We start from the raw sequence: 13,259 nt of genomic DNA on the forward strand, positions 1-13,259 counted from the left end.
GCCGCCCGCCCATACGCACCGACAAGACCAACATCGCGCCCAGGCGCCCCTTCCCCACGCCCAGCCCATGACCGAGCAGAAATACTACGAATTCCTCGACTACGCGCAGCAGCGCGAGGTGCTGTTCTATTACGTCGGCTACTTCTCGCAGAACATCATCAGCACCATGGCCGAGACGGTGCGCCTGCACCTGGAGACCAACGGCGTGCCCGCCAGCACCCGCCGCCGGCTGTTCTCCTCCTTCGTCGAGATGGCGCAGAACATCGTGCATTACTCCGCCGCCAGCCTGCCCAGCCCGCAGGACGGGGAGATCCGCTACGGCTCGGTGTGCATAGGCCGGGAAGGCGAGCACTACTTCCTGCTGTGCGCCAACCCGGTGGAAGCCGCCGAGCTGGAGCGCCTGCGCAGCCGCCTGGAGAGCCTGTCGCAGATGTCGCTGGAAGACATCAAGCAGGCCTACAAGGTCTCGCTGCGCGCCCAGACGCCCGCGGGCAGCAAGGGCGCCGACCTGGGCTTCCTCACCGTGGCCCGCGACGCCAGCGCGCCGCTGCAGTCCTCATTCCGCAATGGTGGCCCCGACGGCAAGGCCATGTTCTATCTGAAAGCGATCATCTGAGACCATGAGCAGCGCCCACATGGACAACCTCCACCTCCCCGCCACCGCCAGCACGCCGCTGGTGGATTTCCGCTACGACGCCCACCAGCTGCGGCTGGAAGGCGAGTCCTACCCGGAGAATGCCGCCGCCTTCTACGGCCCCCTCGCCGAGGGGCTGAGAGCCTATGTGGCCGGCCTGCAGGGTGGGGAGCAGGTCGAAGTCCATGTTGCCCTGAGCTACTTCAACAGCTCCAGCACCAAGATGCTGTTCGGCCTCTTCGACACCCTCAACCAGGCCGCCGAACAAGGCCACCGCATTGCCCTGCACTGGCATCACGACCGGGAAGACGACATCGCCGAGGAGTTCGGCGAGGAACTGCACATCGATTTCCCGGCGCTCGCCTTCCACGCCCACCCGGCGGATTGACACGATGTCTTCGACCGAGCTGTTCGCACACGAGAACGCCATCCTCTGCGAGGCTCGCGCCATCGCCGCGCAGGAAAACCAGCATGCGGAGATCTACCGCCAGGCCCTGGCCGCGCTGGCGGAGCACTACGCGCGCATGATGCGGGAATCCCACCGCCTGATCTCCCGCAGCGACCGCGCCGAACGCGAACTCAACCGCCTCAACGAACAACTGCAGGACCTCGCCTGCGCGCTGGAATACAAGGCCACCCACGACCCGCTCACCGGCATCTACAACCGCAGCGCCATCATCGACCGGGTGCAGCGCGCGCTGGACGCCGGCCCGGTGGCGCTGACGGTGATCGACATCGACCACTTCAAGCGCATCAACGACAGCTTCGGCCACCCCACCGGCGACGCGGTGATCCGCAGCCTCATCCGGCGGGTGCAGACCATCCTGGACGAGGGCGACAGCATAGGCCGCATCGGCGGCGAGGAATTCACCATCCTCCACCCCCGGGCCGGCCTCGAAGGCGCCCACGCCACCGCCCTGCGCATCCGCGAAAGCCTCAACGCGGAGCCGCTGGCCGAGCTCAGCGAATGGCCGGTCACCGCCAGCTTCGGCGTCAGCTGGGCCGCCCGCCGCACCCCCTTCGACGAGCTCTACAGCCGCGCCGACGCCGCCCTCTATGAAGCCAAACAACAAGGCCGCAACCGGGTGGTGACAGCGGATTGAACTGGCGTTCCGCCTATCGTGAGCTGGAACGCCGGATCGCAAGTTGAGCCATCCCCGGCGATGGCGATGGCGATGGCGATGGCGATGGCGATGGCGATGGCGATGGCGATGGCGATGGCGATGGCGATGGCGGTGGCGATGGCGATGGCGATGGCGATGGCGATGGCGATGGCGATGGCGATGGCGATGGCGATGGCGATGGCGGTGGCGATGGCGATGGCGATGGCGATGGCGATGGCGATGGCGATGGCGCTCAGCATTCGTCCTCGCCGGCGCCCGTCAAGCGTATTTCTCCGCATGCCTTAACGACAGGCGCCAGCATCGAACCGACAAGCGACAGCCCCCCCACGGCAGTCCCACTCCCTCCCCCTCGCGGGAAGGGCCGGGGAGAGAGGGCGCCCCGCAGGGGCGACAGCTGGCGCAACTCCCGCCCCCACCACCCGCCATCGCGCCACCTTGCTACAGTCCCGGCTTTCCCCCGCCCTGGAAGCCTCCCGATGAACGACTGCGTCAGCCTGCGTGAAATCCCCACCGCCTGCGGCCGCCGCTTCGGCCATGCCACCCTGGACAGCCCGAAGACGCTCAATGCCCTGACGCTGCCGATGATCGACCGCCTGGCTGCCGCGCTGGACGCCTGGCTGGCCGACCCCGCCATCGTCGGCATCCTGCTCGACGGCGCCGGCGGCAAGGCCTTCTGCGCCGGCGGCGACGTCGCCGCGCTGTACCGCGCGATCAAGGCCGCCGGCGGCAGGCCGGTGCCCGAAGCCGCCCACTTCTTCGAACGCGAATACCGGCTGGACTACCGCATCCACACCGCCGCCAAACCTATCCTGTGCTGGGGCAAGGGCATCGTCATGGGCGGCGGCATCGGCCTGCTCGCCGGCGCCTCCCACCGCGTCGCCACGCCCAGCACCCGCATGGCCATGCCGGAGATCACCATCGGCCTGTACCCGGACGTCGGCGGCAGCTGGTTCCTGCCGCGCATGCCCGGCCACGGCGGCCTCTTCCTGGCGCTGACCGGCGCCGCGCTGAACGCCGCCAGCGCCCGCTTCGCCGGCCTGGCCGACTTCATCCTCGCCGACGGGGCGCTGGACGATGTGCTGGCCGCGCTCGCCGCCACCCGCTGGAGCGGCGAAGCCCAGGCCGACCGCACCCAGCTCAGCCGCCTGCTGCAGGCCCGCGCGCTGCCGGACGACATCGCCACTGCGCCGCTGTACCGTCACTTCAACCGCATCGAACACGCCATCGGGCCCACCGGCGGCGGCCTGCCCGACCTCGCTGCCATCGCCCCCCGCCTGCGCCAGCTCGCCGACGACGCCGATCCCTGGCTCGCCGCCGCCGGCCGCGCCTTCACCCACGGCGCCCCCAGCTCGGCGGTGCTCTCCGCCACCCTGTGGCACCAGGCCCGCCAGCTGTCGCTGGCGGAAGTGTTCCGGCTGGAATATCAAGCCTCCCTCGGCGCCACCGCCCGGCCGGACTTCATCGAAGGCGTGCGCGCCCTGCTGATCGACAAGGACCGCCAGCCGCGCTGGCAATACACCGCGCTGGAGCAAGTGCCGCAGGGCTACGCCGAGGACGTGTTGCGGGCGCGCTTCAGTGGGGAGCATCCGCTGGCCGACCTGGGCCGGGTGAAGGAGTGAGGTGCAGCGCCGCCGGGTCGCTGCGCAGTCGGGCCTGGTCGCTGGATCAGCCTGCCGCTGAAGCAGATCGCATCAGGAAACGCCGCTGGCGCCGATAGTGCTGCGGGCAGCGAACCGTGGAAGCCATGCCTTTCACCCTCCTTGCAGCAATCACCAAGGCCCCATGGCCAGCACCCGCCTCGCAAGGGGCAAGTCCTGCCCCCTCCCTCGCAGGGGAGGGCCGGGGAGGGGGAGCGCCCGCCAGGGCGCCAGCGGTCGCTTGAGCGCCGCAGCCCCCCTCTGCCCATCCCCTCCCTCACGAGAAAAAAACCTAGCAATCCCCACAACTTGCGTGGATTCCCATGCGCTGCGGAAGAGGCCGAGACGCATGGAGCCAGGACCTCCCAACTACAGCCGCAACGACTGCCCGGCAGCAGCCCCCCGCCGGCAATCACCCCACCCCGCAACACTCTGGCGCCAGGCGACGCACCAAGGCCGCGGCCCCCGCCTCCCCCGCCGCCGTCACATTCTGTCCCGCCCACATCGGCGAGAAATCGCCGCTGCCGGCTGCCTCCGCCGCAGTGCGCAAGGGTGCGGCAAAGGCGGTTGCCCGCGGAAAGGCCGGCGCTTCGCCCAGCGGCCCCTGCTCGCTCACCAGCCGGTTGACGATGGCCCGCGCCGGGCGGCCGGTGAACACATTGGTAAGCACCGTATGCGCAGCCGCCGGGCTCTTCAGCGCGGCGCGGTGAATGGCGCTGGTGTCCGCCTCCGGGCACAGCAGGAAGGCGCTGCCCACCTGCACGCCGGCAGCGCCCAGCGCCATCGCCGCTCGCACGCCGCGCTCGTCGGCGATGCCGCCGGCGGCGATCACCGGCAGCTTCACCGCGTCCGCGATGCGCGGCAGCAGGCTGAACAGGCCGCGCTGCAGGCTGAGGTCATGATCCAGGAAATGGCCGCGATGGCCGCCTGCCTCCAGGCCCTGGGCGATCACCGCGTCCGCGCCGCGCTCGGCCAGCCAGCGCGCCTCTGCCACCGTGGTGGCGGACGACAACACCTTGCTGCCCCAGCCCTTCACCCGCGCCAGCAACGCCGGCGCCGGCAAGCCGAAGTGAAAGCTGACGACCGGCGGGCGGAAGGCTTCCAGCACCTCGGCGATCTCATCCGAGAAGGGCTGCCGGCCGGCGCCCGCCGGCGCCGCCTGCTCCAGCCCGAACTCGGCATAGTACGGCGCCAGCCTCGTCTTCCAGGCCGCCTCTCGCGCCGCATCTGCGGCCGGCGGCTGGTGACAGAAGAAATTCACGTTCCAGGGGCCGGCGGCCTGCTCGCGCAAAACACTCAGTTCGGCCACCAGCGCATCGGGCGTCAGCATCGCCGCCGGCAGCGAGCCCACGCCCCCCGCAGCGCACACCGCCAGGGCCAGCCGGCTGCCTTGCACACCGGCCATCGGCGCCTGGACGAGGGACAGTTCGCTGCCCAGCAATTCGCACAACATCGGCATCTCGCATCTCTCCTGTCTGAGGGGACAGCGCAGCGTAATCCGCTTTGGCACACCGGCAAAGCCGCCGGCGCCCGCCGCTGCGCTAGACTTGCGGGCTGAGCCGCGCGGTCCGGTCCGGCCGGCGGTAGTCCTTTCACCGGAGTCCCTCATGAGCCTGCTGGCCCAACTGAAGAAAGACGCGCTGGTCGCGCGCAAGAACGCGGCAACCGTGCGCGCCACGCTGCTGAGCACCCTGATCGCCGAAGCCGAGATGGTGGGCAAGAACGCCGGCAACCGCGAAAGCACCGACGACGAAGTGCAGGCCACCCTGCGCAAGTTCCTCAAGAACAACCAGGAAGCGCTGGCGGTGATCAAGGATGAGGCCCGCCGCGCGGTGCTGGCGGACGAAGCCGCCATCCTCGCAGAGTACCTGCCGCCGATGGCGACCGAAGCCGACGTGAAGGCCTTCATCGCCGAGACGGTCGCCGGCCTGGCTGACCGCAGCCCGAAGTCCATGGGCACAGTCATGGGCGCCCTCAAGACCCGCTTCGGCACCGGCTTCGACGCCAAGCAGGCCAACGCCTGGGTGCGCGAGGCGCTGGCGGGCTGATGGTTCGCCTGGGCCGGCCGGGATCGCCGCAAAGGCCCGGGTTGGCCCGCGCTCCCGGCGCCCTCCCTGGCCAGGGAGGGACGCCCTGCCCCAAACCCCGGCGCGCCGGAAAGGCGCGGCGGCGCCCGACCTCCCCGCCCCGCCGGCAGCCACTATGTAAGCGCCGGTTTCGGCTACGGAACGCGGTTTCCCGGCTTCAGTCGTAAGGGACACATGGCGCGTCTGCCGCGCGGCGGCAACACGTCGGCCCGATCACCCCGGCCGCCTTCGTCTGCCCTCTTCCCGTTCGGATTCCCTCCGCCCCCTGGGGGCGGCACCGCGCAGGCCTGCGGCCGCATCCAGCGAAGGAGAACCATCATGCTCGATCGTCCCATCGCAGAAATCCTCAACCATCGCCCCTGCTTGTCAGTAGCGCGCGACACCTCGGTGCAAAACGCCGCGCGGATGATGAAGGAGCACCAGACCGGCGCGGTGCTGGTCGTGGGCGATGACGACGCGCTGCTCGGCATCTGCTCCGAGCGCGACATCGTTACCCGGGTGGTTGCCGAAGCGGGCGATCCGGATCAGGTGACTGTGCGTGAAATCATGACCACCGAGCCGGAATCCCTGTCGGAAGACAAGCCCTTCAGCCACGCCCTGCACCTGATGTACGAGGGCCGTTTCCGCCATGTGCCGGTGGTGGACGCGCAAGGCCGCGCGGTTGGCATCCTGTCGCCGCGCGATGCGCTCCAGTGTGACGCCCGGGAATTCGAGCAGCAGATGGTGAGCCGGGAGGAGATCACCGTGATTCTCTGAGGCGATGCAACGGCGGGAAACCGTCAGCCGTGCGGAAACGTTCAGCACGGCGCCTTGCCTACGAGGACAAACAATGGAAGGCCCTGCGCCGCGCCGGTTCAGCCGCAGGCCGCGGCCATCCGCTCCGGACCATGCGGCCGCGCTCCGAACAGGCCGCCCAGGGGCTGCGCGGCGGGCTGCTATCGCCCGCCGCCTCTTCCAGAGCCCGCGCGAGGGGCTCGACCCCGCTGCGGCAGGCCATCCAATCGCTGGAGACGGCCTCCAGCCCGGCGCATTGCGCTTCGGCGGCCGGGCTGGCGTAGCGGCGATCAGCCCTCGCCGCCAGCCTCCTGCTTGCGCGGACGGCGGCCGCGCGAGGACGTACGCGGCTTGGCTTCCGCCTCCGCGGATTCCACCGCCGGCTTTGCCTTGGCCCGGGACTTCTGCGTCTTGCCGCTTTCGGGCCTCGCCGCTGCGGGCGCGGCCTCAGCAGCCCCCTGGGCAGCCCCCTGGGCAGGCGCCTGGGCCGGCTGGGCGGGAGCTTCGGCGGAGGCCTTCGACTGAGCCCGCCGACCGCGTCCCTTGGGCGCAGTGGGCGCGGCCTCCGCGGCCGCTGCAGGGATGGGTGCGGCCGCCTCTGCCCTGGCCTCACCTTCCGGCTGGCGACGGCGCGAGGAGGAGCGCGCCGGTTTGGCGGCGGCCTTCTCCGCCACTGCTGCCGCCGGCACCGCGGGCGCCACCGGGGCTTCCACCACCACGACCACCGGCGCCTCCGCCACGACCTCGCTGGCCGCCGCAGTGGCGTCCTTGGGCTTGCGCCCCCCTTCGTTGCGATGACGGCCGCGGTTGCGCCGGCCGCCGCGGTCGCGCTCCTGCGCCGGCGGTGCTTCGCTGACACCGGCATCCCACGCGACCGGGTCCTGCTCGGCCTCGCCCTTGTTCTCCGGCAGCGGATGCGGCATCGGTGCCGCCGGCAGCGCGGGGGCGGTGCCAGCGCGGCGATAGACGTAGGTGCCGGACTTCTCGTCGCGGCCGAATTCCAGCAGGCCGCGCGACTGGGCCTCTTCCAGCAGGTTGCCGAAGGCGCGGAAACCGAAGTAGGACTCGTTGAAGTCCGGCTTGCGGCGCTTGATCGCCTCTTTCAGCATGGACGCCCAGATCTTGCCGCCGTCGCCGCGCTCGGCCAGCAGCGCCTCGAAGGTCTCCACCGCGATCTCGATGGCCTTGCTGCGGCGCGCCTCCAGCTCGTCCTTGCGGCGCTTGTCCTCTTCCGGCGACCGCCGCGCCGGCTGCGCATCCCGCGCCTCCGGCGTATCCCGCTTGGCCGCGCGCTGGTCGCGCACCAGGTCGTCGTAGAAGATGAATTCATCGCAATTGGCGATCAGCAGGTCGGAGGTGGATTGCTTCACCCCCACGCCGATCACCATGCGGGCGTTCTCCCGCAGCTTGGACACCAGCGGCGAGAAGTCCGAATCGCCGCTGATGATCACGAAGGTATCCACATGCTGCTTGGTGTAGCAGAGGTCCAGCGCGTCCACCACCAGCCGGATATCGGCCGAGTTCTTGCCGGACTGGCGCACGTGGGGGATCTCGATCAGCTCGAAGTTGGCCTCGTGCATCGCCGCCTTGAAGCCCTTGTAGCGCTCCCAGTCGCAATAGGCCTTCTTGACCACGATGTTGCCCTTCAGCAGCAGGCGCTCCAGCACCCGCTTGATATCGAACTTCTCGTACTTCGCATCCCGCACGCCCAGCGCGACGTTCTCGAAGTCGCAGAACACCGCCATGCTGGCGTTGTCATGGGATGAAGCCATCTTTTTCTCCTTTGGATTCGGCAACCGAAGCGCTACCTGGGCCGGCGCATCGAACGGCGCCGGCAATCGTCCCGCGGCGCCGCTGCGGCACCGCCTTCATGGCCGTCATGATAGCCGCTCCTTCGCAGCCCGGCCGCCGCGCGCTATGCTCGACGGCCCAGACCGACACCGCCGCCACCATGTCGAACCCCACCAACACCCCCGCTTCCCCGCCCTGGCCCAACGTTCCCGCCTGCTACGACTGGCTGTCGCTGGACCGCCGCGGCACCTGGCGGCTGCGCGGCGAGGCGGTGATCCACGCCGGCCTGCGCGCCTTCCTCGACCGCTACTACGGTCACGACGACGCCGGCAACTGGTTCGTGCAGAACGGCCCGCAGAAGGTCTACGCCGCACTGGACTACATGCCACTGGTGCTGCGCCTGCAGCCGGACGGCAGCCTGCACACCCATGCCAGCGACGATGCGGGCGCCATCAGTGGCGTCTGGCTGGACGAGGAAGGCAACATGCTGCTCGCCACCGCCGCCGGCCCGGCGCTGGTGGACGACCGCGACCTTGCCGCCCTGCTCGCCGAATGCCAGCTGGCCGACGGCAGCCCCGCCAGCGACGAAGCCCTGCTCGCCGCCCTCGAAGGCCAGACCCTGCTGCGGTGGCGCGACCTGCCGGTGCAGACCCTGAGCCGCGCGGACGCGCCGGCGGTATTCCGCTTCAATCCGGCGCCCCGCGCCAGCTGATCCCCCACTCCGGGCGACAGGCCGCGGCGGCCAGCGCTCGCCGCCGAAACGGCAAACAGGCCCGAGTCCCCCGTTCGCCCTGAGCCTGCCGAAGGGCATCCCGGGAAGCCCTGCCGCGAGCGAGCTCACTGGGTTCGCCCACCCGCCTGCCAGCAGGAAATCGAAGGGCCAAGGGCAAAAGCGCCCTCCCATCGCCGGAAACCGGAGGGGCGTTCTTCTCCGCGCCGCGAACGGCAGGCGCCCCCAACCACAGCCCCTCCCTAGGGACAGCACGGTCTTTACCGTGCGATCCAGCCGCCCCTATAATTAGTAACGATTCTCATTTTTAAAAACAGGCGGCGCTTGCGCCGTTCCTCCGTCATCGGGCGCAGCGTGCCGGCAAACCCTCTCTCCTCGACCACCGCCGTCGAGGCCCTCTATCTCGACCACCACAACTGGCTCAAGCGCTGGCTGCGGCGCAAGCTGGGCGATGCCCACCAGGCGGCGGACCTGGCGCACGACACCTTCCTCCGCATCCTGCGCAGCCGCAACGCCGCCGACATCCGCGAGCCGCGCGAATACCTCGCCACCATCGCCAAAGGGCTGATGTTCGATCTCTTCCGCCGCCAGTCGGTGGAGCGCGCCTACCTGGAAGTGCTGGCGGCGCAGCCGGAGGGCCAGCAGCCCTCGCTGGAAACCCGCGCCATCGTGGTCGAAACGCTGACCGCCATCGCCGCCATGCTGGAGGGCATGAAACCGGCGATACGCGAAGCCTTCATGCTGTCGCAGATCGAAGGGCTGACCTACGCCGAGATCGCCCGCCGGCTCGGCGTCACCCCTCGGACGGTGAATAACTACATGCTCAAGGCCATAGAGCATTGCTACCTGCTGGCGGCGGAATGAGCGCGGCGATGAACACCGCTGCCGCCCGCGACGAAGACCAGGTGCGCAAGGAAGCGGTCGCCTGGTACGCCCGCCTCTGTTCCGGCGAGGCCACCGAAGCCGAGCACCGCGCCTGGAGCCGCTGGCACCAGGCGCACCCGGACAACCAGCGCGCCTGGCGCCGCATCGAAGCCTTCGCCGGGCTGGTGCGCCAGGTGCCGGCGGCGGTCGCCACGCCCACGCTGCGCGCCGCCACCCAGAGCCGCCGCACCCTGCTGAAGAGCGTCGTACTGCTGGCCTCCGGCGGCGCGCTGGGCTGGCTGGGCTACCGCCAGGCGCCGTGGCCAACCTGGCAGGCGGATTACCGCACCGCCACCGGCGAGCAGCGCGCACTGGTGCTGGCCGACGGCAGCCAGCTGCGGCTGAACACCGCCAGCGCGGTGGACGTGGTGTTCGACGGCCACCTCCGCCTGCTGCAGCTGCATGCCGGCGAGATCCTCGTCAGCACCGCGAAGGGCGCAACGCCCGATCCCCGCCCCTTCGTCGTCCAGACCGCCCACGGCCGGGTGCGCGCCCTCGGCACCCGCTTCCTCGTCCGCCGCGAGGCTGGCTACACCCAGGTCAGCGTGCTCGAAGCAGCCGTGGAGATCACCCACGACAGCAGCCCGCCGCGCCGCCTGCAGGCGGGCGAGCAGCTGCGCTTCGACGGCGCCGGCATTTCCGCCTCCCAGCCCGCCGATGCCAACGATGCCGCCTGGAGCGAAGGCAGCGTGATCGCCGACGACTGGCCGTTGGAGCGCCTGGTGGCCGAACTCGGCCGCTACCGTAGCGGCCGCCTGGCCTGCGATCCGGCAGTGGCCCAGCTGCGCGTTTCCGGCGCCTTCCCGGTGGCGGACACCGAGCGCGCGCTGGCAGTGCTGGAAAAGTCCCTGCCGCTGCGCGTCGAGCGTTTCACCCGTTACTGGGTGACGCTGAAAGCGGCCCGGCCAGCGGGCTGAAAAAATTTCCGCTCCGGTTTTCATCTTTTTCCTTCTCGACCGGCCCACAGGCTGAAGCGCTTCAGCCTCCCGCCATCGAACGAAAGGAAAACCATGTCGCAGTCCGCCCCTGTTCCCAGCCGCCGCCCGCTTGCCATCGCGGTGTGCAAGGCCCTGCCGCTGCTCGCCGCCGCCAGCCTCCTCGCTGCACCGGCAACGCACGCGGCCGAACCGCCCGCCGCCTCTGCCAGGCCGCTCCAGCTCGCCCAGGCCGGGCAGGCAGCCCAGGCCGACATCGCGCGCAGCTACCACATCGCCGCCGGCCCGCTGTCCACCGTGCTCGGCCGCTACGCCTCCGCCGCCGGCGTTGCCCTGTCCTTCGATCCCGAAGCCACCCGCGGCCTGGAAAGCGCCGGCCTGCAGGGCGACTACACCGTGGCCGGCGGCTTCGCCGCACTGCTCGCCGGCAGCGGCCTAGAGGCGGTCGCCCAGGGCGACGGCCAGTACACCCTGCGCCGCCGCCCCGCCGGCAGCCCGAGCACGCTGCGGCAGGTCACGGTAACCGCCACCGCCACCCGTGGCAGCAACGACCTGCCGGACAGCTACGCCGGCGGCCAGGTCGCCCGCGGCGCCCGCATCGGCCTGCTGGGCAACATGGACACCATGGACACGCCCTTCAACACCACCGCCTACACCGCACAGCTGATCGCCGACCAGCAGGCCAGCACGGTGGCGGAAGTGCTGCAGAACGATCCCTCGGTGCGCTTCACCACCTCGGAAGGCCACATCTACGAGAACTTCAGCATCCGCGGCTTCGACATCAACGCCGACGACATGGCCTTCGAAGGCCTCTACGGCATCGCCCCTTACGGCCACGTCGCCACCGAGTTCATCGAGCGGGTGGAAGTGTTCAAGGGCCCCGGCGCATTGCTGACCGGCATGGCGCCGCAGGGCGGCGTCGGCGGCATCGTGAACCTGGTGCCCAAGCGCGCCGGCGACACGCCGCTGACGCAGCTGACGCTGGACTACACCACCAAGTCCCAGTTCGGCGTGCATGCCGACGTCGGCCGCCGCTTCGGCCCGGACGACCGCTTCGGCATCCGGGTGAACGGCGCCTGGCGCGATGGCAAGACCTCGCTGGATCACCAGGAAAAGGAACGCACCCTGGCGGCGGTGGCGCTGGACTACCGCGGCGACCAGCTCAAGCTCACGCTGGACGCCTACACCAGCGAGGAGACCATAGACGGCGGCAGCGCCTGGATGGCCTCCTTCGCCAGCAAGGTCGTCAGCCCGCCGGACACCGGCACCAACCTGCTGCGCGGCATCCACGGCAAGCTGGAGAACCAGGCCACCGTGCTGCGCGGCGAATACAGCTTCAACGACCACCTGGAGGCCTACGCCAGCCTGGGCACGCTGCGCTACCGCTACTCCGGCTACATCAACGGCACACGCGCCGGCAGCATCCAGCCCAACGGCAACTACACCGGCCAGACCTACAACCAGGCCGGCGGCAACGACACCGTCTCCGCCGAAGCCGGCCTGCGCGCCCGCTTCGCCACCGGCAGCGTGCACCACCAGCTCACCTTCGCCGTCACCAACCTGGACTACGACAGCTACCGCGCCAATCCCGGCAACAGCACCAACTACGCCTCCAACATATACAACCCCGCCACCCCTCGCCTGGGCGCCGACCCCGGCCATGCGCCCAAGAGCGGCGACACCACGCTGTCCAGCGTCGCCCTGGCGGACACCCTGTCCTTCGCCGATGACAAGCTGCTGCTCATCCTCGGCGCCCGCAGCCAGCGGGTACAGTCCAAGACCTACAACGTCAGCACCGGCGCCACCACCGAGGACTACGACGAGCGCGCGCTCACTCCGGCGCTGGGCATCGTCATCAAGCCGTGGGCGGCGCCGGTCTCGCTTTACGCCAATTACATCGAGGGCCTGAGCAAAGGGCAGAACGTGACCCTCAACAACGGCGACATCCAGAGCTTTGCTCCCTTCAAGACCGAGCAAATCGAAGTCGGCGTGAAGTGGGACGCCAGCACCGTAGGCAGCACCCTGGCCCTGTTCCAGATCACCCGGCCCAGCCTGATCCAGGACACCGCCACCGGCCGCTACAGCGACGACGGCGAACAGCGCAACCGCGGCATCGAGTGGAGCGCCTACGGCGAACTCAACAGCAAGCTGCGCCTGCTCGGCGGCGTGGCCTACACCGACGCGGTGTTCACCCGCAGCGCCAACCACACCTACGACGACAACCACGTCTACGGCGTGCCCAAGTGGAAGGCCAACCTCGGCGCGGAATGGACGGTGCCCGGCCTGCGGGCGCTGACCCTGAGCGGCCGCATCGTCCATACCGGCGAGCAATACGTGAATACCGCCAACACCCAGAAGATCCCGAACTGGACGCGCTTCGACCTCGGCGCCCGCTACGCCACCCGGCTCATGGGCAAGGCGCTGATGCTGCGCGCCAACGTCGAGAACGTGGCCGACAAGAGCTACTGGGCTGGCTCCTTCAACGACGGCTACGTCACCCAGGGCGCCGGCCGCACCGTCAAGCTCTCCGCCACCATGGACTTCTGACCGCCCGGCCTCCAATCCGCCGCCGGCCGGTGGCGCCATCGCCGCCGGCCAGCCCTCCTCTGCACCCCTTCACCGG

Annotated in this window: 13 protein-coding genes; 10 read left to right on the top strand and 3 right to left on the bottom strand. The window is 70.0% G+C overall.

Translation table 11 applies throughout. The annotated features are described in order from the left end of the window. The first annotated feature begins 67 nt into the window (after positions 1 to 67). From C7389_RS17150 to C7389_RS17160, 3 genes are read left to right on the top strand one after another with little or no spacing between them, the layout of a single operon-like run. Positions 68 to 616: a SiaB family protein kinase gene (locus C7389_RS17150; protein ID WP_133593729.1), complete on the top strand. Its 549-nt coding sequence runs from the start codon at positions 68 to 70 to the stop codon at positions 614 to 616. A gap of 4 nt (positions 617 to 620) precedes the next feature. After that, a complete protein-coding gene (locus C7389_RS17155; protein WP_246034844.1) occupies positions 621 to 1,022 on the top strand; it encodes a DUF1987 domain-containing protein in 402 nt (133 codons plus the stop codon). A 4-nt stretch (positions 1,023 to 1,026) separates the two neighbouring features. Next, positions 1,027 to 1,737: a GGDEF domain-containing protein gene (locus C7389_RS17160; RefSeq protein WP_133593731.1), complete on the top strand. Its 711-nt coding sequence runs from the start codon at positions 1,027 to 1,029 to the stop codon at positions 1,735 to 1,737. Here C7389_RS17160 and C7389_RS17165 read toward each other — a convergent pair. Then, on the bottom strand, positions 1,689 to 1,997 hold the full coding sequence (locus C7389_RS17165; protein WP_211342523.1) for a hypothetical protein: 309 nt from the start codon (positions 1,995 to 1,997) through the stop codon (positions 1,689 to 1,691). The genes C7389_RS17160 and C7389_RS17165 overlap by 49 nt on opposite strands. A 237-nt stretch (positions 1,998 to 2,234) precedes the next feature. Here C7389_RS17165 and C7389_RS17170 point away from each other — a divergent pair, with 237 nt between their 5' ends. Continuing rightward, positions 2,235 to 3,377: an enoyl-CoA hydratase/isomerase family protein gene (locus tag C7389_RS17170; RefSeq protein WP_133593733.1), complete on the top strand. Its 1,143-nt coding sequence runs from the start codon at positions 2,235 to 2,237 to the stop codon at positions 3,375 to 3,377. Between the two features lie 430 nt (positions 3,378 to 3,807). Here the strand turns inward: C7389_RS17170 and C7389_RS17175 are convergent, their stop codons facing one another. Further along, on the bottom strand, positions 3,808 to 4,854 hold the full coding sequence (locus tag C7389_RS17175; RefSeq protein ID WP_133593735.1) for an NAD(P)H-dependent flavin oxidoreductase: 1,047 nt from the start codon (positions 4,852 to 4,854) through the stop codon (positions 3,808 to 3,810). Between the two features lie 148 nt (positions 4,855 to 5,002). Here C7389_RS17175 and C7389_RS17180 point away from each other — a divergent pair, with 148 nt between their 5' ends. Both C7389_RS17180 and C7389_RS17185 read left to right on the top strand, forming a co-directional pair. After that, positions 5,003 to 5,443: a GatB/YqeY domain-containing protein gene (locus C7389_RS17180; protein ID WP_133593737.1), complete on the top strand. Its 441-nt coding sequence runs from the start codon at positions 5,003 to 5,005 to the stop codon at positions 5,441 to 5,443. 357 nt (positions 5,444 to 5,800) lie between these two features. Beyond that, a complete protein-coding gene (locus tag C7389_RS17185) occupies positions 5,801 to 6,238 on the top strand; it encodes a CBS domain-containing protein (RefSeq protein WP_162851772.1) in 438 nt (145 codons plus the stop codon). Between the two features lie 308 nt (positions 6,239 to 6,546). Here C7389_RS17185 and C7389_RS17190 read toward each other — a convergent pair whose 3' ends face one another. Beyond that, positions 6,547 to 8,028 (bottom strand): NYN domain-containing protein, encoded by a 1,482-nt coding sequence (locus tag C7389_RS17190; protein WP_133593741.1) that lies wholly within the window; start codon positions 8,026 to 8,028, stop codon positions 6,547 to 6,549. A gap of 98 nt (positions 8,029 to 8,126) precedes the next feature. Here C7389_RS17190 and C7389_RS17195 point away from each other — a divergent pair, with 98 nt between their 5' ends. From C7389_RS17195 to C7389_RS17210, 4 genes are all read left to right on the top strand, one after another. Beyond that, a complete protein-coding gene (locus tag C7389_RS17195; protein ID WP_246034845.1) occupies positions 8,127 to 8,759 on the top strand; it encodes a DUF2946 family protein in 633 nt (210 codons plus the stop codon). Between the two features lie 342 nt (positions 8,760 to 9,101). Next, positions 9,102 to 9,641 (top strand): sigma-70 family RNA polymerase sigma factor, encoded by a 540-nt coding sequence (locus tag C7389_RS17200; RefSeq protein ID WP_211168488.1) that lies wholly within the window; start codon positions 9,102 to 9,104, stop codon positions 9,639 to 9,641. Between the two features lie 8 nt (positions 9,642 to 9,649). Beyond that, positions 9,650 to 10,618, top strand: coding sequence for a FecR domain-containing protein (locus C7389_RS17205; RefSeq protein WP_133593743.1), 969 nt, complete (start codon positions 9,650 to 9,652; stop codon positions 10,616 to 10,618). Positions 10,619 to 10,711: 93 nt separating this feature from the next. Beyond that, a complete protein-coding gene (locus tag C7389_RS17210) occupies positions 10,712 to 13,183 on the top strand; it encodes a TonB-dependent receptor (protein ID WP_133593745.1) in 2,472 nt (823 codons plus the stop codon). Positions 13,184 to 13,259 lie beyond the last annotated feature (76 nt).

Origin of the sequence: Azoarcus indigens (assembly GCF_004361735.1) — a bacterium.
GTDB classification, from domain to species: Bacteria; Pseudomonadota; Gammaproteobacteria; order Burkholderiales; family Rhodocyclaceae; genus Azoarcus; species Azoarcus indigens.